17 protein-coding genes are annotated in these 18,121 nt (G+C 50.4%); 6 read left to right on the plus strand and 11 right to left on the minus strand.

Annotated features, from left to right (window positions below; translation table 11 throughout):
- The first annotated feature begins 248 nt into the window (after window positions 1–248).
- Window positions 249–464 carry a hypothetical protein gene (locus Q0Y46_RS05125; protein ID WP_295684317.1) on the plus strand — a complete coding sequence of 72 codons (216 nt, stop codon included), beginning with the start codon at window positions 249–251 and terminating at the stop codon, window positions 462–464.
- Window positions 465–469: 5 nt separating this feature from the next.
- On the opposite strand, the gene Q0Y46_RS05130 is transcribed toward Q0Y46_RS05125, so the two are convergent.
- The 11 genes from Q0Y46_RS05130 to Q0Y46_RS05180 all read right to left on the minus strand — a co-directional run bounded on the left by Q0Y46_RS05130 (window position 470) and on the right by Q0Y46_RS05180 (window position 14,685).
- A complete protein-coding gene (locus Q0Y46_RS05130; protein WP_297945604.1) occupies window positions 470–2,287 on the minus strand; it encodes a penicillin-binding protein activator in 1,818 nt (605 codons plus the stop codon).
- A gap of 18 nt (window positions 2,288–2,305) precedes the next feature.
- A complete protein-coding gene (locus tag Q0Y46_RS05135; RefSeq protein ID WP_295684321.1) occupies window positions 2,306–2,623 on the minus strand; it encodes a nucleotidyltransferase domain-containing protein in 318 nt (105 codons plus the stop codon).
- Between the two features lie 20 nt (window positions 2,624–2,643).
- A complete protein-coding gene (gene tmk / locus Q0Y46_RS05140; protein ID WP_297945607.1) occupies window positions 2,644–3,276 on the minus strand; it encodes a dTMP kinase in 633 nt (210 codons plus the stop codon).
- Window positions 3,277–3,309: 33 nt separating this feature from the next.
- Window positions 3,310–4,680: an anaerobic C4-dicarboxylate transporter gene (locus tag Q0Y46_RS05145; protein ID WP_290956387.1), complete on the minus strand. Its 1,371-nt coding sequence runs from the start codon at window positions 4,678–4,680 to the stop codon at window positions 3,310–3,312.
- A 40-nt stretch (window positions 4,681–4,720) separates the two neighbouring features.
- Window positions 4,721–6,256 carry a hypothetical protein gene (locus tag Q0Y46_RS05150; RefSeq protein ID WP_297945609.1) on the minus strand — a complete coding sequence of 512 codons (1,536 nt, stop codon included), beginning with the start codon at window positions 6,254–6,256 and terminating at the stop codon, window positions 4,721–4,723.
- Window positions 6,257–6,355: 99 nt separating this feature from the next.
- The gene (locus tag Q0Y46_RS05155; RefSeq protein ID WP_295684329.1) at window positions 6,356–7,759 is read right to left on the minus strand and encodes an ATP-binding protein; all 1,404 of its coding nucleotides are present in this window, start codon (window positions 7,757–7,759) and stop codon (window positions 6,356–6,358) included.
- A gap of 211 nt (window positions 7,760–7,970) precedes the next feature.
- Window positions 7,971–10,979 carry a preprotein translocase subunit SecA gene (secA, locus tag Q0Y46_RS05160; RefSeq protein ID WP_295684332.1) on the minus strand — a complete coding sequence of 1,003 codons (3,009 nt, stop codon included), beginning with the start codon at window positions 10,977–10,979 and terminating at the stop codon, window positions 7,971–7,973.
- A 170-nt stretch (window positions 10,980–11,149) separates the two neighbouring features.
- Window positions 11,150–12,052, minus strand: a complete 903-nt coding sequence (locus Q0Y46_RS05165; protein ID WP_297945612.1) for a patatin-like phospholipase family protein — start codon at window positions 12,050–12,052, stop codon at window positions 11,150–11,152.
- Between the two features lie 528 nt (window positions 12,053–12,580).
- Entirely contained in the window at window positions 12,581–12,979 is a 399-nt protein-coding gene (locus Q0Y46_RS05170) for a pyridoxamine 5'-phosphate oxidase family protein (RefSeq protein ID WP_297945614.1), read from the minus strand.
- Window positions 12,980–13,298: 319 nt separating this feature from the next.
- Window positions 13,299–13,805, minus strand: coding sequence for an O-acetyl-ADP-ribose deacetylase (locus Q0Y46_RS05175; protein ID WP_290956377.1), 507 nt, complete (start codon window positions 13,803–13,805; stop codon window positions 13,299–13,301).
- An 88-nt stretch (window positions 13,806–13,893) separates the two neighbouring features.
- A complete protein-coding gene (locus Q0Y46_RS05180) occupies window positions 13,894–14,685 on the minus strand; it encodes an acyl-ACP thioesterase domain-containing protein (RefSeq protein WP_297945616.1) in 792 nt (263 codons plus the stop codon).
- 69 nt (window positions 14,686–14,754) lie between these two features.
- Between Q0Y46_RS05180 and Q0Y46_RS05185 the strand changes: the two genes are divergently transcribed.
- From Q0Y46_RS05185 to Q0Y46_RS05205, 5 genes are all read left to right on the plus strand, one after another.
- Window positions 14,755–15,072 (plus strand): hypothetical protein, encoded by a 318-nt coding sequence (locus Q0Y46_RS05185; RefSeq protein WP_295682446.1) that lies wholly within the window; start codon window positions 14,755–14,757, stop codon window positions 15,070–15,072.
- A gap of 51 nt (window positions 15,073–15,123) precedes the next feature.
- Window positions 15,124–15,513 (plus strand): VOC family protein, encoded by a 390-nt coding sequence (locus Q0Y46_RS05190; RefSeq protein ID WP_297945618.1) that lies wholly within the window; start codon window positions 15,124–15,126, stop codon window positions 15,511–15,513.
- Between the two features lie 23 nt (window positions 15,514–15,536).
- Entirely contained in the window at window positions 15,537–16,241 is a 705-nt protein-coding gene (locus tag Q0Y46_RS05195; RefSeq protein WP_295682452.1) for a hypothetical protein, read from the plus strand.
- A gap of 52 nt (window positions 16,242–16,293) precedes the next feature.
- Entirely contained in the window at window positions 16,294–17,073 is a 780-nt protein-coding gene (locus Q0Y46_RS05200; RefSeq protein WP_297945620.1) for a hypothetical protein, read from the plus strand.
- Window positions 17,074–17,165: 92 nt separating this feature from the next.
- Window positions 17,166–17,927 carry a hypothetical protein gene (locus tag Q0Y46_RS05205; RefSeq protein WP_297945622.1) on the plus strand — a complete coding sequence of 254 codons (762 nt, stop codon included), beginning with the start codon at window positions 17,166–17,168 and terminating at the stop codon, window positions 17,925–17,927.
- Window positions 17,928–18,121 lie beyond the last annotated feature (194 nt).

Genomic DNA, 18,121 nt, shown 5'->3' on the forward strand with positions numbered 1-18,121 from the left:
GTTCTATTCCCTTATACGACAACGACTTAAGGCCCGCCAAGCACCCCCTTTTTGGCGATGTTTGGTACAAACTAACGAAACAAAAAAAAGAGACCCCCGTCACATGTCATTTTCTTACGCACTTGTCTTGCATTTTTCAAATTTCTATAACTCTCCCTAGAGGCCGAGATTCTTTCCACAATCTATCCACCAAGCCTTTCGGGACTTGTCGACAATTGTGGAAAAAAATTAGGCCGGACGGAGGTTCCATGAAGCTGCTGCATAAAACATCTTCCATCCCGTTCTACATGATACACTCCGGATTCGTCGCGTTCAAGAGGCGCATCCGCGAGGAACTGGGAACTACGACCAGCGAAATCAACCTGGACGACGTCCTCAACGACGACGATCTTTACTCCTACTACAGAAACGGCGACTCGCCTGATTACGTCGTCGCCGCTATCGCTGGGTGCATGGCCGACTAACCGGCCTACTTCTTCGACTTCTTTTCGGGGGCCGCCGGCTCCGGACAGCCGTTCAGCGTCTCGAACTTGCCCTTCTGGACAGTCACAATCTTGCTATTGACATTCACGCCGCGGCGGAACTTGATTTCGCCGTACACGCCCTGGAACGACCCCGTGTTGTTGATGGCGTTCGTCATGCTGTTCGGGGATTTCGCAAGCGTGCTGAATACGATGTTCGCGGCATCGTAGCTGAGGCCGCTCACCTTGTCTTCGCCCGGTTCGGAGCCCCACCTATCCTGGAACGCCTTCGCGAACTTCGCATAAGTTTCGCTCTTGCCCATATCGAGGCCGGGCACGCTGAAGTACGAGCTGTCTACCAGGCGCTTGCCCTGCACCAGAAGTTCGCGGCCATACCAGCCGGAGGTGCCGAGGAGCGTACCGGAAAGCTTGTTGAATGCAATCTGGCCAGCCATGAGGCCTGCATCGGAGGGGTTCGTGGCCGCAACAAAAATACCGGGGATGCGGAACGTGGAATCCTGCATGTAGAAACGGCGGTCCTTCGCATTCACGGCATCGAGGTTCTCGGCGCCGCGGGCGATGTTCCTGCGGCGGTTTTCCTGCTTGAAACGCACGTCGCGGATAAGGTCGAATTCCGTCTTGTAGTCGGGGCGGCCTTCTTCGTAGTTGCGGAAGGCGACAACCGTACCACCACGGCGTTCGACAGCCATGGTGAAGCTCTGCGACATGGAGCTGCCGTAGTCGCCCAGCGGGCTAAGCACGGCAAATTCGCGGATATTCAGGCACTTGATGGCAAAGTCGGCAATCTTGTTCGCGAGATTTTCCATCGTGATGTTCACCTGGAAGATGTTCGGGCCCATGCGCGCGATACCGTCGTCGGTCGCGGTCGGGGTAATCATCGGGATATGCTGGAAGTTGCTGCCCATCCAGGCGCCGACCGTTGCTGCCGGACCGCTCATGATGGGGCCCACGACGGCGATGATGCTGTCCTGGTTGATAGCCTGCTGCGTACGCAAAAGCGCGATGGAGGCATCGGCACGGGTATCGGCGGTGCGGATATTCACCTTGCCCTTGAGGCCGGCCTGTTCGAAAGCGAGAATCACGCCCTGCACGGCGGCAGCGCCGAACTCGGCGAAATCACCGGAAAGCGGGGCAAGCACGAGAACCGTCGGCATGCCGGCACCGTAATCTTCAAGCGATTGGAGCCCCTTTTCGGCGGTATTGAGCAATTTTTCCGAGGCCCCGGAGTTCTGGACCTTCTTGTACCAATAGCGAGCGGCCTTGTAACGGCCAGCATTCTGGCACTCGCGGCCAATCTGCAACTGCATCCAGCCGACCAGGTCCTTGTCCACCGGGTACTTTTCCAGGAGCGCCTGGAGCTGGTCCGCCGTCATGAGGGAGGCGGCAATCGTCTGCACGGCGACTTCCTTGGTACGGGCGCGGGCGGCAGGGTTCTTGGAATAGGCGAGGATGCGCAACATGTCCTCGACACCTTCGTACACAGCACCGCGTTCAATCAAGACGATGGCATGTGCCAGTTCCATACGTTCGCGGTACGGCGTCGATATGTAGTATTCGAGGAAGCGGCTGGAGACCTTGTCGGCCTCGTCGCGCTTGTGTTCGCGCAGGTAACATTCCGTGAGCATCACGGCGGCCTTCTCGCCGTTGCTGTTGCGGAAGCTGGACTTGTACACCTTGACCAGCGGGCCGATGGCGTCTGCGCAACGGCCGTCCTGAATCAGGGACATAGCCTGCGACAGGTCGCCCTGGGCGAAAATCATCGAAGAGAAGAAAGAAACAAAAAGGAAGGGAAGAAGACGTTTCATAGTAACCCTTTCTCGACGCTAGGCTTCCGCATTGGCCGCCTGGACGACGTCGTGATCTTTTTTGATTTGCTTTTGCAGAGATTCAGGCAACTTGGCCCAGTCGATGATGTCGACGCGGAACGGGAGCTCGCTTTCGACAAATGCCTTCTCGACGGCCGTCATGTCCTCGAAGGAAATCGGCTTTTCCGAAATGACGACAAGTTCAAGGTCCATATCGGGCGGGCAATCCGTGCCGTTGACCCTCGGACCGTACGCCCAGACTTCGACACCTTCAAAATGGAGATTCAAAATCCGCTGTACAGTTTCCAGCTGTTCTGTATCTAAGCAAAGAGCCATAGTCCGTCAAATATAGATAATTAAACGAGCCGCTCCTTCACGAGCCTGTACAAATCGGCGAAAACAGCCTCCGGGCTGCGGTCGGCATCGATAGCCGCAACGCAATCCGGGTAGTCGCGGGCCGCGGCCAGGTAACCCTGGCGCACCCTCTCGAAAAAGTCGGCCTTTTCCTGCTCCAGTCGGTCGGGTGCCTCGCCCCGCTTCGCGGTGCGCGCGCGTCCCCGCATCACGTCGATATCGAGCACCACCGTGAGTTCCGGGAAGCAACCGTCGCAGGTGAGTTCTGTCAGGCGTTGAACCATATCGGCACCGAGCCCGCGGGCATAGCCCTGGTAAGCAAAAGTGCTCCACGCGAAACGGTCGGCAATCACCACCTTGCCCGCATCAAGCGCCGGCTGGATAATTTCGGCAATCACCTGGGCACGTGCCGCATTGTACAGCAAAAGTTCTGTCTTGTCGGCCATGACGCCCTTGAACGAGGGGTCCAGCAGAATCTCGCGGATGCGCTCCGAAATCTTCGCACCGCCCGGCTCGCGGAGCTTCACCACAGAATAACCCTCGCTTTCGAGAGCCGAAATAAGCATGTCAATCTGGGTCGACTTTCCCGAGCCGTCGATCCCTTCGAGGCTAAAAAAACGCTTTGCCGTATTCATGGGTACAAATATGCAAAATTTCCAGGAAACCGCCTAATAGAACAGTTTCACAAGCACCGTCCCGACGATAGTCGAAACGATGACGCTCACCAAACCCGGCCGCATGAAACTGTGGTTCAGGAGGTATTTGCCAATGACGGTGGTGCCCGAGCGGTCGAAGTTCACGGTCGCGATATCGGAGGGGTAGTTCGGGATGAAGAAGTACCCGTACACACTCGGCAGCACACCCAAAAGCACCGGGCCCTCGATACCGAGGCTGTAAGCGAGCGGCAACATCGCCACCACCACAGCGCCCTGCGAGTTGATGAGCACGCTCACCGCAAAGAACGCAAACGCGATGGCCCACGGGTAATGCTGCACAATATCCTTGAGGCCGCCCTGCATCACGTCCATGTAGTTCGCGAAGTACGTGTCGGCAAGCCAGGCGATTCCGTAAATCGCGACGACAGCCACCATGCCGCTCTGCCACACCGCACCCGCCACAGCCTTCTTGGGGCTCGCCTTGCAGAAGATAATCATGAACGCGGCAGCCGAAATCATCACAATCTGGATGATAATGTTCATGGCGAGCGGCTTCACCTGCGCCACGCCGTCAATGACTTTACCTGTAGGGAACTTGGGACGGATGTCGTGCCCGATAATCTGGAAGACGGAGAACAGCACAATCACCGCGATGGCCGCAAGGAAGATGTACACCGCGCGCTTCGCCTCCTTGGGCACTTCCTTGTCGAGCACGGAAGCGGAACTGCCGTACATGTATTCCTTCATCTGCGGGTCCTTGAGTCGCGCCTGGAAGGCGGGATCCTTGTCGAGGTCGAGCCCGCGCCTGTAAGAGACAAGCGCCGCCGCCATGAGCCCACAAAGGCAAGCAGGAATCGTAATCGCGATGACCTGCAAATTGTTCACCTCGAAACCATTCGCATTCGAAATGATCACGAACGACGCGACCGCGGCGGCGATGGGCGAGCAAGTGATGCCTACCTGCGATGCGACAGAAGCCACGCCACACGGGCGTTCCGGACGGATGCCCTTCTTAAGGGAAATATCGCAAATAATCGGCATCAAGGTGTAGACCACGTGGCCCGTACCCACAAGCACCGTAAGGAAGAACGTGCAGAGCGGAGCAAGAATCGTGATGTGGTTCGGGTGCTTGCGCAACAGCCGCTCCGCAATCTGGATAAGCCAATCCATGCCGCCGGAGGCCTGCATAATGCCCGCACAAGTCACCGCAGCAATGATGATGTAGATGACATCGGTAGGGGGCTTGCCCGGCTGCATGCCGAACCCGAGCACGAGAATCGCAAGCCCGATACCCGAAATCGCGCCCAGCGCAAGACTCCCGTAACGTGAACCCACGTATAACGCGAGCAGAACAATCAGCAGCTGGATAATCATCAAAGTCATAAGGACCTCCCTATGAATTCTAAACTATCAAAGATTTTCCTCATTCTTCCCAGTTGAAAACGGGAAACCCGTCATTAAGATTGGAATCATAAACGAATTCTTCACCCAGGAGTTCGGCAAAATCTTCTGATTTCATTTCTTTTGAGGTTTTAGGTGTCGCTACACCGCCGCCGTTGTTGAGGCCGAAGGGTTCCTGTTCGCCTCGCTTTAAATAATAATAGTCAGCCATGGTGGTGTTGAAGTTGTAACCAATCATCAAACCCACCAAGGAATCCCCGTCAACCTTGCCCGTGGAATAAGCAGAACTAGTAACGCCTTCTTCGTTATCACCCGCAATGCCACCGACATAAACAGAGCCAAAAATGTCACCCGTATTGTATGCAGATTCGGTAGTTGATTTTTTTGCATAAGCAATCAAACCAGCAGTATAATCCGTTCCAACAACATTTCCATCATTAGCAAGATTATTGTTTACGGTTCCTCCATCTATTCCAATAATACCCGCTGTATATTTTTCACCCTCCACTGCGCCCCAATTTTTTACGTTTTTCATTTTTCCATAATCAGAATTCGTTGCATATAAATATCCAAAAAATCCCACAATTCCTGCCGTTCGATCTTTTCCGATAATTTTTCCAAAATTTTCCGCATTCGTTATTATTGAATTTATTTCTAAATTACCTGCTATTCCGCCAATCCTAGAGTTTCCCGAAATTTCTGCACTATTTTTTACATCAGAAATCTCGATATAGCAAGCACTACCTATAATTCCACCCACATAGTTTACCGCTGTTACAACTCCTTGATTTTCTACATTTTCAATTTTGCCTGAATTTCTATAGCATCCTTGGTAGTTACCGATAGCACCACCCACGGCATCTTCCACACCTACAATGCTAGCTTTATTCACGGCATTCCTTAAAACAGCGGCATCAGAAATATTTCCAATAAACCCTCCCGTAAATTTTCCTCCCTTTACCCACGAATTCTCAATCGTCACATTCTGTACTGTTCCGCTAGAGTTGCCAAACAACCCATTATGCGAGCTTGTCGTATTGATAAACATTCCGCTTATAGTGTATCCGTCACCATCAAAATTTCCCGTAAATGGGACGCTTGAATTTCCAATCGGAGTCCACTTGTGGAGCTTGGCGGAATCCCCGACCAAAGCGCCTTTCTTATCAATGACATTGCCCTTGTTCAACTTGATATCGGCACCGAGCTTATAATACTTGCCCTGATATTCCTTTTCATTTGCATTCACGATAAATGAAAGATGCGCCAACTGCTCTGCCGTCTTTATAATGTAAGGGCTCAACTTGGTTCCCGCGCCACAAGCGAAATCCTTTGCCGTGGTTCCATCCCAAGGCTCACCCGACTCGCCCTCGCACTCCTCTTCAGATTCCTCATCCGAATGGCTTGACTGCTTTTTCTTGTCATTCTTACTTTTGGAGTTGTCCTCTTCGGAATCGCTTGTAGCCGAAGATTCGTCGTCCTGAGATGGGGGTGAAACCGTACACGAGCAGACGGCGAATACCACTGCAAACCCTAATATCCCAAATAACGGATAGCGCATAAAAACCTCAAGAAGTCTCTGTCAAATATATATCATACTAAATTAAACAACAAAATAGGAACAATAAAAAATATGCAATTTTTTATTCCATCCCTTTCGCTACGCCGAAAATATCTCTTCCAATGTAATGTTTCTCTGGACCCATCGGGCAGAATAGGCATTTTGCTTTATAGGAGATGTCGTTACCAAAACGTTTGCGATGTTCTGCTTCTTCTTGAGTTTCGACTGCAAGAGAAGCATCTTATTTTCCATGCTTTCGGCATCCTTTTTGTCTAGCGAATAGGGAAGGGCTGTATACTTCATTTCGAACAAGTTGACAACCCTGTCTCCGCGCTCAATGACCATGTCAATTTGCGCCTCAGAAGAATACACGCTGTAAGTCTTTGTCGCAATCCCGCTAATTCCCAAAATATTCTTGATTTTTTCGGCATTGGCAATGCAGAACCTTTCGAAACCGAGCCCACACCAGGTCTTGTGCGTACTCGTATTTTGCAAGTGCATCCATGTTTCACTATCGTAGTTGTCGCCTTTTTCAAGGAAGGTGAAATAGAACAGGCTAAAGAAATCAGCAAGTTGGTAAAGGTACGGAACACGCCCCAGTGCCTTGTATTTCCGGATAAACCCGCACTGTTCCAATTCCGTCAATTTACGTGTAACGCCACCACCATCCGATACAGAAAGGGCTGCGATGATTTCGTCGCGAGTGAACCCGATTTTCTTTTCGGCAAGGACCTTGATAATCGAAACATATTCTTCGCTATGCAAGAACAGAGAAGAATACAGACTCCGAAATTCCCCTTCGAGGAGGGCCGATTCGCTAAAGAATAATTTGTCTATGTTTTGCGCTAAGCTAAGGCCCGGCATAAGAAGGTTCAAGTAATAGGGAATGCCTCCGAGAACCATATAACATTCTGTCACCATCTGGTAATCCCAGTAGATGTTTTTTGATTCCAGGAATTCCTTGACCTCGCCCACGTTGAACGGATTGAGTTTTAACTTATATGTAAGTCTATTGTGCAAGCCACCATGGTTTTCAACAATCTTCTTCACCATCCACGAAGCCGCAGAACCGCAAACGACTAGCTTTATCGCTGGATCCGTAGAGGCGTAACTGTTCCAAAAATGCTCCAGCGCCGGTATGAATTTCGAACCTTTCGTGTCCATCCAAGGGACTTCATCCAAAAAGACAACTTTTTTTGCAGCGTTGTTCTGTTGCAGGAATGTTCGCAATTGTTCAAACGCGTCAAACCATGTCTGTGGAGCGGGAATGTCGACATTACCGGATGCAGTCGCCAACGCCGTCCTGAAATTGACCAGTTGGTCAGACAATTCCACATTGTTCAAACCCGTCATGTAAAAGACAAGATTGTCTTTGAAAGTTTCGCGCACCAAATACGTCTTGCCAACACGGCGGCGGCCATAGACCATGATAAATTCGGGTTGCTCGGAAGCCATCAAGCGTAAAAGTTCCCTTTGTTCCTCTTTTCTACCGATTATGGGCATATTGACCTCGTTTTTGGCGCTTTTTACTAAAAATAATCAAATTCCGCCAAAATTCCAACAGAAAAGTGGCGCTTTTTGAAGATTTTAGTCAAATTCCGCCAAAATTACGCCGCAAAAGTGGCGCTTTTTGCATTTTTTTGTTGAATTCCGCCAAAAAATCCCCGACCACCAGGTCGGGGATTCTGTGTTAAGATTTGTTACAAAGTAGCGCTTATTCCACGTCCTTGCCGTGGCACTTCTTGTACTTGAGGCCGGAACCGCACCAGCACGGGTCGTTGCGGCCGAGCTTGGGGCCGGCCTGCTGAGCACGGCGGGCTGCTGCGACAACGTTGGGGTTCGTGTACGTGCGGCGAACAGCTGCCGGGCGAGTCCCCGGGAGTGCGGACTGCGGCATCGGCTGCGGTGCGCGCTGCTCCTCAGAAAGGGCGTTCGTCTTGGACGTTGCGGCCTGGCCCGCGAGGCCTGCGGCCTTGGCGCCTTCGGCGCTCAGCTGTTCAGATGCTTCTTGGGACGGCAATGCTTCAGCGGATGTCCCTTCGGCAGGCTCAGGGACCTTATCGGTTGGTGAGCCGGTTGATGAGCCTGTCGAATTAGTCGAACCATCGGCAGCCTTGCGTTCGGCGTCGATCTGTTCCTGGCTCTTGAGCTGGAGCTGGTCCGGCGAGACGGTCATGCCGTTCGGGAGCGTGATGCGGATGTTCAAGATGCGCAGCGCGGTGAGCGTCGCAATCTTCTCGAGGCAACCTTCGAACAGCTTGTAGCCTTCGCTCTTGTAGACCATCAGCGGATCCTTCTGAGCGTAGCCGTGGAAGCGGATGGCGTCCTTCAGCTGGTCCATTGCATACAAGTGTTCTTTCCACACCTGGTCGATGGTCATGAGCAAGAAGCGGCGTTCGATGTTGCGGAAGTCCGTATCCGGGATAATCTTCGTGAGCTTGTCGTAACGCACCTTGCAGAGGTTGATCACGTCTTCGAGCACCTGTTCCGGAGTCTTCTTCGTCGCGTCTTCGAAGCTCAGGTTGTATTCCATGCCGAGCGTACGCTGCAAGTCGGTATGCAGGCCTTCGAGGTTCCAGCTCTCGGGGTAGGTCTTGGCCGGAACATAGGCGGACACCTTGATATCGCAGGCGTCTTCGATGCGGTTCATGATTTCTTCGCGGATGTCTTCGCCGTTCAGGATGCGGCGACGGAGGCCGTAAATCACCTTGCGCTGCTCGTTCATCACGTTATCGTAGTCGAGCAAGTGCTTACGGATATCGAAGCTCTGGCCTTCCACGCGGCGCTGTGCACCACGGATACTGCGTGAAACGATCGGGTGCGTAATCACTTCGTCTTCGCCCACGCCAAAGCGGCTCATCAAGTTCTTCACGTTGCTGCCGCCGAAGATGCGCATCAGGTTATCGTCGAGGCTGAGGAAGTACTGGCTAGAACCCGGGTCGCCCTGACGGCCGGAACGGCCGCGCAGCTGGTTGTCGATACGGCGGGATTCGTGGCGTTCCGTGCCGAGCACGTGCAAGCCGCCCAGCGCCGTGACTCCGGGGCCAAGAGCGATGTCAGTACCACGACCGGCCATGTTGGTCGCAATCGTCACCTTGCCTTCGTGACCCGCGTACTGGATGATTTCAGCTTCGCGGCTGTGGTTCTTCGCGTTCAAGACTTCGTGCGGGATGCCTTCCTTTTCCAAGAGGCCGTGCAGGTGCTCGGACTTTTCGATAGAAGCCGTACCCACGAGGAGCGGCTGGCCCTTGGCGTGGCGGTCCTTGATGTCGGCCACGATGGCGCGCCACTTCGCGTCTTCGCTCTTGTACACCATGTCCTGCATGTCCTTGCGGATGCAGGGCTTGTTGGTCGGGATGACCCAGGTGTTCATGTTGTAAATCTTGATGAATTCCGTCGCTTCGGTTTCAGCCGTACCGGTCATGCCCGAAAGCTTCTTGTACATGCGGAAGTAGTTCTGGAACGTGATGGTCGCAAGCGTCTGGTTCTCGCGGCGGATAGGCACGTTCTCCTTGGCTTCGATGGCCTGGTGCATGCCGTTAGAATAACGACGGCCTTCCATGAGACGGCCCGTGTTCTCGTCGACGATGACGATTTCGCTGTCGCGCACGATGTAGTCCACGTCCTTCTCGTACAGGTACCAAGCACGCAGGGCGTTGTCAAAGAAGTGGACCCAGTCGGCATGTTCGCCGTACAGGTTCGTAATGCCCATCATCTCCTGGATGTGGTTCACGCCCTTCTCGGTCAACTGGATGTTCTTGTCCTTCTCGTCCACGGAGAAGTCCTTGTTCTTCACGAGCTTCTTCGATATCTCGTTCGCCTTCGCATACTTCTCGGTCGCGTCTTCGGCCGGGCCGCTGATGATAAGCGGAGTACGCGCTTCGTCGATAAGGATGGAGTCCACTTCGTCGACAATGCAGAAGTTGAGTTCGCGCTGCACCAGCTGGCTCGGTTCCACGGCCATGTTGTCGCGCAAGTAGTCGAAGCCGAACTCGTTGTTGGTACCGTAGGTCACGTCGCTGTTGTAGCTTTCGCGGCGCTGTTCGGAATCAAGACCGTTCACGATGAGGCCCACCGTGAGTCCGAGGAACTTATACACGAGGCCCATCTGCTTCGCGTCACGGCCGGCGAGGTAGTCGTTCACCGTCACCACATGTACACCGTGGCCTCCGAGGCCGTTCAAGTAAACCGGGAGAGCAGCGGCAAGCGTCTTACCTTCACCGGTGGCCATTTCGGCGATGGCGCCTTCGTGGAGCACGAGGCCACCGATCATCTGCACGTCGAACGGCATCATGCGGAACGGCTTCACCGAATCCGGATAGAGCTCGCGGACCTTCGCATAGACGGCGGCCGGCATGTAGACTTCCCATTCATTCTTGCCAGCGGCAAGTTCAGCCTTGGCGGCATCGGTGTACTGCTGCAAGTCACCAAGCTTGCTGAAGTCAAAATTGTTTTCGGGCTTGAAAATGTTGAAAATACCCAGACGGCGGTCGCAAGCTTCTTGGCAAACTGCGAAGGCTTCGACCTTGATGTCTTCGAGCGTGGCCCCGTTCTTGAGCTTTTCGCGGAACTCGGCGCTCTTCGCGGCGAGGGCGGCGTCATCCAAAGATTCCAGGGCCTTGCGGGCTTCATGGATCTTGGCGATGACCGGGCGAAGTTTCTTCACCTTGCGTTCATGTGGGGTACCAAATGCCTTGTGGAGGATGGTATCGATAAGACTCATAGTAATCCTTTATAATAGCCGAGGGAAAACCCGCGGACTTGGCGTAGCAAAATTACGGGCTAAATTTAGCAAAAACTATGCCACGTCAAGGTCTGTCTTACATTGAAACATACCAAAAAATCCCGCGGATTTCCGCGGGACTAAGAGGGAGATAATGTCAAATTCTGCGACTACATTGTCGATTTCACGAACTTGACAACTTTCTGCTTGACGGAGTCGTAGTACTTGTCCCAAATATTGGAAACTTCCTTCGTCTTCTTCAAGTTGTCCATTTCGTAGGCACTTTCGACTTCCGGTGCGCAGCGGAAGATATTATCCTTGCCGATATTGGCGCAGGCTTCAAAATAGTTGGAATTTCCGGTACGGGCAACCCACTCGTCCATGATGTAGGTGAGCCAGCCGAGAGCATTCTTCTTTTTCGGTGCGTTATTCGGGTGAATCATGCCCGTGTTGAAGGAGAGAATCTTGAACCCTTCATCCACAATAGCCTTGCAATCCTTCTTATCCGGCTTGCACGGATTCTTGATACCCGATTCCAAAGTCATAATGGGATCGTTTGCCCACATGCCACCATCGCAGAAAATCTTGCCATCGAGATTCAGCGTATCGAAATAGGTCGGAGCGGAGCAGCTGGAGAGGATGGCGTAGGCGCGGTCCATCCAGTTGTCTTCACGGTTCCACACCTTCTCGACGCTTGCACCGTTCATGTAGGTGGTGGGGATGAAAATGGGCTTGCCGAATTCATCCATCTTGCCCGGGAAATACTTATACAGCAGTTTTTTCAGGTTGGCACTGTCGTAACGGTAGTAGTTCGATGCGAGTTCAGGAACCAACGTCCCCTTTCTTTTCGTGAAAATGGCCGCCAAGTTGTCATTATACATATTGTACAATTCATCGGCCGACAATTCAGCACATAGACCAGAAGCGATGATGGAACCTGTAGACGTACCGGCAAAAGCTGCACAAACATCGCCAAGCTTTTCTACGCCAAGATCCTTTTCGAGTCTACGCATGAATTGGAGAGGGCCGATGCCGAGCGCACCGCCACCCGAGACAGAGATAACTAGTTTCATTTTTTATCCTTCCTTTGTATGGATTTCTCACTACAAGATAAACTAATTTCTTCTGAAAGATATATTTTTTTTGTAAAAAAATCTTACAATTTCAAGTCAATTTAAACCCGTTTTTCTTCGTTTTCTGTGGAGCTCCTTCCATGTTATTTGTTGATAAATTGTTTATATACATCTTCTATGCATAAAAATTCAATTTTCAAATTTCACATCATATCCACAAGTGCACTTTGATGTAATGGAGTATTCCCCTTCAAAGGTAGCAACCTGATTTCGCTTTTTCCTATTGAAATTAAAGGCTTTTTTTGGCGTTTTTTCCAAAAAGTTTCACGTGAAACACTGGAATCACGTCTTGAACCCGTATGTCAGATGTTGATACGTTATCCTGTTTTATCCCAAATCTATCCACTAACGAACATGGTCCAGAGGACCTGGACCATGATACAGTTAATATAGTGTTTACAAATATATCCACATAGGCGGGATACTCTACGACCAATCGGAGCGGGTCAAGTCCGGCCGAACAAGCTCTTAAAACTTGATGACGCGGGGTGCTTCCGTGAAACAATAGAACGTCGCGGTCGCATCCTTGAAGTACAGGACCTCGGTATTGTCATCATCGGGGGAGTACATCGACTTGAGCTCGGGGTAATTTTCGAGCATGTGGACCTTCGGCTCGCGGCGGTCGTCGCGGACGAGAGTGCCGGCCAGGCGCAACCACTTGGAGCCGGTCTTGTCCATGGCGCAGATTTCGACCTTGCCGTTTTTCTGGATCTGCTTGGAGCAGTCCTTGGACTTGCCGGTCTGGATGTAGAGCTTGCCCTCGAAAATTTCGATGGTGCCGAACGGGCGCACGCGCGGCTGGTCACCGTCGACCGTCGCGAGAAAATAAGCGCCGCAATCCTTGATGAAGTTCTTGATTTCTTCCATGTGATTTCTCCTATTAGTAATGATTAATGTATAGGCTCGGGGCTCGAGAATAGAGACTAGAGATAAGAGGCTAGAGACTAGTGAAAAGGATCACGCACTTCGTGCGTCAATATAAGACGGCGAAGCCGTGATATTTTTCCCTAACCCCTAGATCCTAGCCTCTAAACCCTTATACCTCCTAACTGACGGAGATTGCTTCGCCTTCGGCTCGCAATGACAAGCAAGGCGAATGCCACGCCAAAACGCTTGCGTTTCGGCATGGCTGAGCCGACGAGTCATGCGCCTGCGAATGACACACCCACTTCCTACCGTCTACTTCCTACTGTCTACTTCCTACTACTCCTCTATAAATCCTCTCCATCTCTGTGCCGAAGCAGCAGAAGATGACTTTCTTGATTTTCTGTGCGGGAAAGTTCCGGACTGTCCTCACGGCAATCTCGGTAGCCTCCTCCCAGGGGTAGCCGTACACGCCGGTCGAGATGGCAGGGAAGGCGACCGTCTCGCAATCGTTCTCTTCGGCAAGGGCGAGGCAACTTTTGTAGCAAGATTCCAAAAGCGCAGGTTCGCCATGCTGCCCGTCCCGATAGACTGGTCCCGGAGTATGAATCACGAACTTCGCCGGAAGCTTGAACCCCGGAGTAATTTTGGCCTTACCTGTCTCGCAACCGTTCAGGGGGATGCACGCCCTCAACAAATCAGGACCCGCCGCCCGGTGAATCGCACCGTCGACACCGCCGCCACCCAGCAGAGAACAATTCGCCGCATTCACGATGGCATCCACCGCAAGCTTCGTGATGTCTCCCTGGACAACTTCAATTTCTATCATGACACCTCCATTAGACCCAAATTCCCAACCCGGTAGTAAATATATCAATAAAGTTTCACGTGAAACATGATAGTGTTCGACAATCCACCTACGGTTTGAATTGTTCAAGACGCAATGCCAGAGGCATCCCCTCGATAGGTTCACGCGAGGCCCTCTTCTCGAATTCCAAGATTACCTGGCAGACTGGGGAACCATCCCTTTCCAGACTGTAGCCGAAACAGTTATCTTCCAGTCCGTATTCATGACACTTCAAAACATCCCCGACAAAACATTCCTGCATGAACTTCACCCGGATTCTCCGTACGGCATCTTCGAAACCGGAACTCTCCATATGGCAGGCCACTGCCAAATCCAGGTACGTCCTGTTGTTCATGTGGTGGTTAAAGTCGATATCGTTCATGCCCACACGATGCTCGAGTGTGTTCATCAATTTTTCAGATGCCTGCCATTCGAACTTCCGATGTTCTCCGACGGCAAGTTCCTCGATGATGTCAACCTTACCGTCAAGGATCCGGGTATCGGCAGGGCGCTTTCTGTTCTTGTCCAAGACAATCCAGCAACAATTCCCCCTGGCAAAAACCCGGCCACCGTAACTCATGGTGAAGTCGCAATAAATCTTTATCCTGGACTTTTCCGAAATCCAAAGTTCAACATCAAAGCGTTCGGACCATGGGGGGAGTTCTCCATCTATCCGCATATCAATTTCGGAAATGACCCAGTACAAACCCTGAGCCCGAATATCGAAAGCAGCAAGAAATCGACTACCCAGGTAACGGGCGAAACTGTCCTCGTAATATGCCAAAGCGGCCATCGGCAACATCCGGTAATCTAGGTCCATATCGCGACCGGCCACCATATAGCTATGTGAAAACTTCTGCATAAAAATATCCTGCCCATAATTTAACATTTTTTTTGAGGACATAACAAACAAATTATCTATATTGAGGGTATGAAATATCGTATTTTCATACCTATTATATTACTTGCTTTTGAATTGCCATTTGCGCAACTCGTGCCCCAGAAATCAGAAAACTCTTCCGTAAAAATTGACCGTGCCCTGATATTCAAGGTGGATTACACAGACGAGGCCATAGCAGCGGATTCCATTTCAAAAAAATCCAACCCGCCCTTGAACGAAACGAAGAAAAAGGAAGACCCCCTGGTTCATTCAATGATCGAAACCGGAGCCTGCATCACGGTAGCTACGCTCTTAGGAATATTCAACAACAACATCCCCGTTGGGTGCATACCGCTACCCAGTCCTTAGCTCTAGTCGGCACCTTGCTCACTGAAAAAAGTGAATTAATGTTGAAAGTTTATGAGAATCGAACACGTAGCCATCTGGGTCAATGACATTGACAAGGTCTGCGAGTTCTACCGGAAGTATTTCGGCGGGACCATTCATCAAGTTTATCACAATCCGGCAAAACAATTCACGAGCCGGTTCGTCACCTTCGAAGGTGGAGCACGCTTGGAAATCATGCACCGCCCCGACATAACTCCAACGTTTCACGTGGAACATTCGGAACATCTCGGTTTTGCCCATCTTTGCTTTTCCGTCGGATCCAAAGAAGATGTGGACCGACTCACCCGGCAAATGTCCAAAGAAGGAATCCAGGTCGTGGGGCAACCCCGGACTACCGGCGATGGATATTACGAAAGTGTCGTCCTGGACCCCGAAGGCAATCGGGTAGAGATTACAATTTAATTTTAAAGTAGGGAGTGTTTCACGTGAAACCTTTTTTCATTATCGCGCTTGTTGCGATGAACGTTCACGCGGTCGATTGTATCCGGATGACATTTGACTACCTTGCCTCGGAATATATGACGGAGAATCTGAACATGTATATACTTCCCGGCAAACTGAAACCGGACAGTCTCCACCAGCAGCAGAAATCCCTAGTCAGCACCATCAAGTACCACTGGACCCAAAACCGATTGGACAGCATGACCATCTCCCACACCTGCCAGGATGATGTACATAAGGGGACCATGAAGGTCAACTGGAAAATTGATTCCACCAAGGTCGGCAAGCTCATGAAATACGACTGGATTTTCCCGGACAAGAGTGACAACTTCACGGTTTTCCGCGGGAAGGATTCCGTCGCCATCGTCATTGACAAAGAACAGACCCACTCCTTCTACATCAAGAACGACACCATCCACGAAGTCAACGATTGGCTCCCCAGACATTGGATTATCACTCGGGACCCTGCCAACGAGAGCAAGTGTTACAGGAAGAACAGAGTGAAAAATCTGTTGGATGATAAAAGCTATCCCGAGAGGGGCAATAATCTCCACTTCACTTACGAATACAAAAAAAGGGGTAATTTCATTGTCCAAGAAATAATGAATCACGACGAGATGGTATTCGTTAAAATACCTGGTCCTTGCGAAGGAGGCAAGGAGCACACCACCATATTTTTCAAACAATAAATATTGTTGGGCCCCTTCGGAGCCAACATGAAACTTTATTATATTTCCGACCATGAAAAAACTCATCCTTACTTTTGCACTAGCATTATTCTCCCAGTCCTTTGCCGACTGCATCCATACAGTTTTTGAATATGAACAGGCGACAATCGCTGGTTACGACAAGAGCTTTGACGGCCTACTATTTGACAGTATGTATGTAGACAAAGGCACTGCCAACACCAGGGGGAACTCCATCTATATCCTGAAATACTATTGGACCGGCGATAAAGTCGACAGCGCCTACGAAGCAAATCTCCGCAACGGGGAATGGCAATACAAGACTACCGTAAATCCTGACTCGGTAGTTTTCAATGTTGACCATGTAGAAAATAATTGGTCAATTATAGGATCGGCAAACGGAGTGAGCGACACAATAAGTATCTACTTTGACGGGGACTCCTTGGCCATTACCAGCACTGACGAAGACGGTAAATACACTAATATATATGTCATGAGAAACGACACTCTCTTCAGGCGTTCTGAAAACGAAATTATCGTCAACGACGAGAAAGATACCAACACCTGCTATGTGAAGGATGGTCGCGACGACTACGTGACCACCTGGTACCGCTACGATACCGAAGTTAAAAATGACAGGGTCATTGTGAGCAAGACTTATATCGAAGATGGACTAGACAACAAGGTGATGACTTACTTCATGTTCCGTCGCAAAGGTGGAACCACTGCAATCCACCGCAATATCCGCCCGGCAATCATTCTCGAAAAATCGAAACAATTCGACCTCCTCGGCCGCCCGGCCAAAAGCGAACATATTATAAAAGTGAATCACTAAAGCTTAACAAGAGTCTCCTCTGAAGGAGACTTTTTTTCATATACATTATTATATTTCCTGATATGAGAAGAATACTAATTATACTAGGATTAATGGCATTGAATTCATTTGCTTTCGATTGCCTGCGGACTACATTTGACCTTTACGTCGCAAGTCAATACGACATGTACGAGAAGGATTACGAAGGATACATCCTCGATAGCCTTTATACTGACCAAGGCGAAGGGCAATCCTTATCCATTAAATATTACAGGACCGGCAACTATCTGGATAGTGCCGTAGAATATAAAACCACTCCAGATACTACTACGCAGCGCGTGATTGTCTACAACGAAACCGTAAAAGTCGATAAAGAAGAAAACTCCAAGACTGTCCATTTATATAAAGACGGGGAAGAATATCAAAAGATGGAATTCTATTTCAAAGACGATTCTCTATATTACAGAACATTAAATATTCAAGGCAAAATAGAAAACCTGTATGAAGAATATTCGTTCTACATCGTCAACGACACCATCTTCGAAAACGACGGAAGTCCTATAACTGTCCATGATCCCGAAAATGAAAACAGATGTTCCGTCAACCACCAAATGCAAGCGGCAACCCCCTGGACAACCTTGATGACCTACGAATACGAAACAAGGGGAGATACTCTTATCCAAACAAAGCGTAATCCTGCGAATAATCAAAGCGTCGACGGTACTAAAGAATTCTATGTTCCGGTTGTCCTGCAGCAAACCACACCCATTGTCCCTAGAAAAATTTACCCCGTTGCGGACTGGAAAAAATCCAAGCCATTCGACATCCTCGGCCGCCCCACCAAGAGCAAACATATTATAAAAGTGAACCGATAAAGTTTCACGTGAAACACAGTTGGGCCTATTTTTCAATGTCGGCGGTGTTGATAGATGAATCACAAGATTCAACATTTTCTCAACATTTACTAAAATATTATCCACAAATATTTTTAAAATTTTCGGTCTGCCGGATTTCCGGCGGCCTTTTTGTTAGTAAGATATTCTAAATTAGGAAACGTTACGTCAGATAT

The organism is uncultured Fibrobacter sp., from assembly GCF_947305105.1.
Lineage (GTDB): Bacteria > Fibrobacterota > Fibrobacteria > Fibrobacterales > Fibrobacteraceae > Fibrobacter.

What these genes read in the sequence shown, in the direction of transcription:
- Q0Y46_RS05125 (WP_295684317.1), top strand. Translation starts at nt 249, where the DNA reads ATGAAGCTGCTGCATAAAACATCTTCCATCCCGTTCTACATGATACAC.
- Q0Y46_RS05130 (WP_297945604.1), bottom strand. Translation starts at nt 2,287, where the DNA reads ATGAAACGTCTTCTTCCCTTCCTTTTTGTTTCTTTCTTCTCTTCGATG.
- Q0Y46_RS05135 (WP_295684321.1), bottom strand. Translation starts at nt 2,623, where the DNA reads ATGGCTCTTTGCTTAGATACAGAACAGCTGGAAACTGTACAGCGGATT.
- tmk (WP_297945607.1), bottom strand. Translation starts at nt 3,276, where the DNA reads ATGAATACGGCAAAGCGTTTTTTTAGCCTCGAAGGGATCGACGGCTCG.
- Q0Y46_RS05145 (WP_290956387.1), bottom strand. Translation starts at nt 4,680, where the DNA reads ATGACTTTGATGATTATCCAGCTGCTGATTGTTCTGCTCGCGTTATAC.
- Q0Y46_RS05150 (WP_297945609.1), bottom strand. Translation starts at nt 6,256, where the DNA reads ATGCGCTATCCGTTATTTGGGATATTAGGGTTTGCAGTGGTATTCGCC.
- Q0Y46_RS05155 (WP_295684329.1), bottom strand. Translation starts at nt 7,759, where the DNA reads ATGCCCATAATCGGTAGAAAAGAGGAACAAAGGGAACTTTTACGCTTG.
- secA (WP_295684332.1), bottom strand. Translation starts at nt 10,979, where the DNA reads ATGAGTCTTATCGATACCATCCTCCACAAGGCATTTGGTACCCCACAT.
- Q0Y46_RS05165 (WP_297945612.1), bottom strand. Translation starts at nt 12,052, where the DNA reads ATGAAACTAGTTATCTCTGTCTCGGGTGGCGGTGCGCTCGGCATCGGC.
- Q0Y46_RS05170 (WP_297945614.1), bottom strand. Translation starts at nt 12,979, where the DNA reads ATGGAAGAAATCAAGAACTTCATCAAGGATTGCGGCGCTTATTTTCTC.
- Q0Y46_RS05175 (WP_290956377.1), bottom strand. Translation starts at nt 13,805, where the DNA reads ATGATAGAAATTGAAGTTGTCCAGGGAGACATCACGAAGCTTGCGGTG.
- Q0Y46_RS05180 (WP_297945616.1), bottom strand. Translation starts at nt 14,685, where the DNA reads ATGCAGAAGTTTTCACATAGCTATATGGTGGCCGGTCGCGATATGGAC.
- Q0Y46_RS05185 (WP_295682446.1), top strand. Translation starts at nt 14,755, where the DNA reads ATGAAATATCGTATTTTCATACCTATTATATTACTTGCTTTTGAATTG.
- Q0Y46_RS05190 (WP_297945618.1), top strand. Translation starts at nt 15,124, where the DNA reads ATGAGAATCGAACACGTAGCCATCTGGGTCAATGACATTGACAAGGTC.
- Q0Y46_RS05200 (WP_297945620.1), top strand. Translation starts at nt 16,294, where the DNA reads ATGAAAAAACTCATCCTTACTTTTGCACTAGCATTATTCTCCCAGTCC.
- Q0Y46_RS05205 (WP_297945622.1), top strand. Translation starts at nt 17,166, where the DNA reads ATGGCATTGAATTCATTTGCTTTCGATTGCCTGCGGACTACATTTGAC.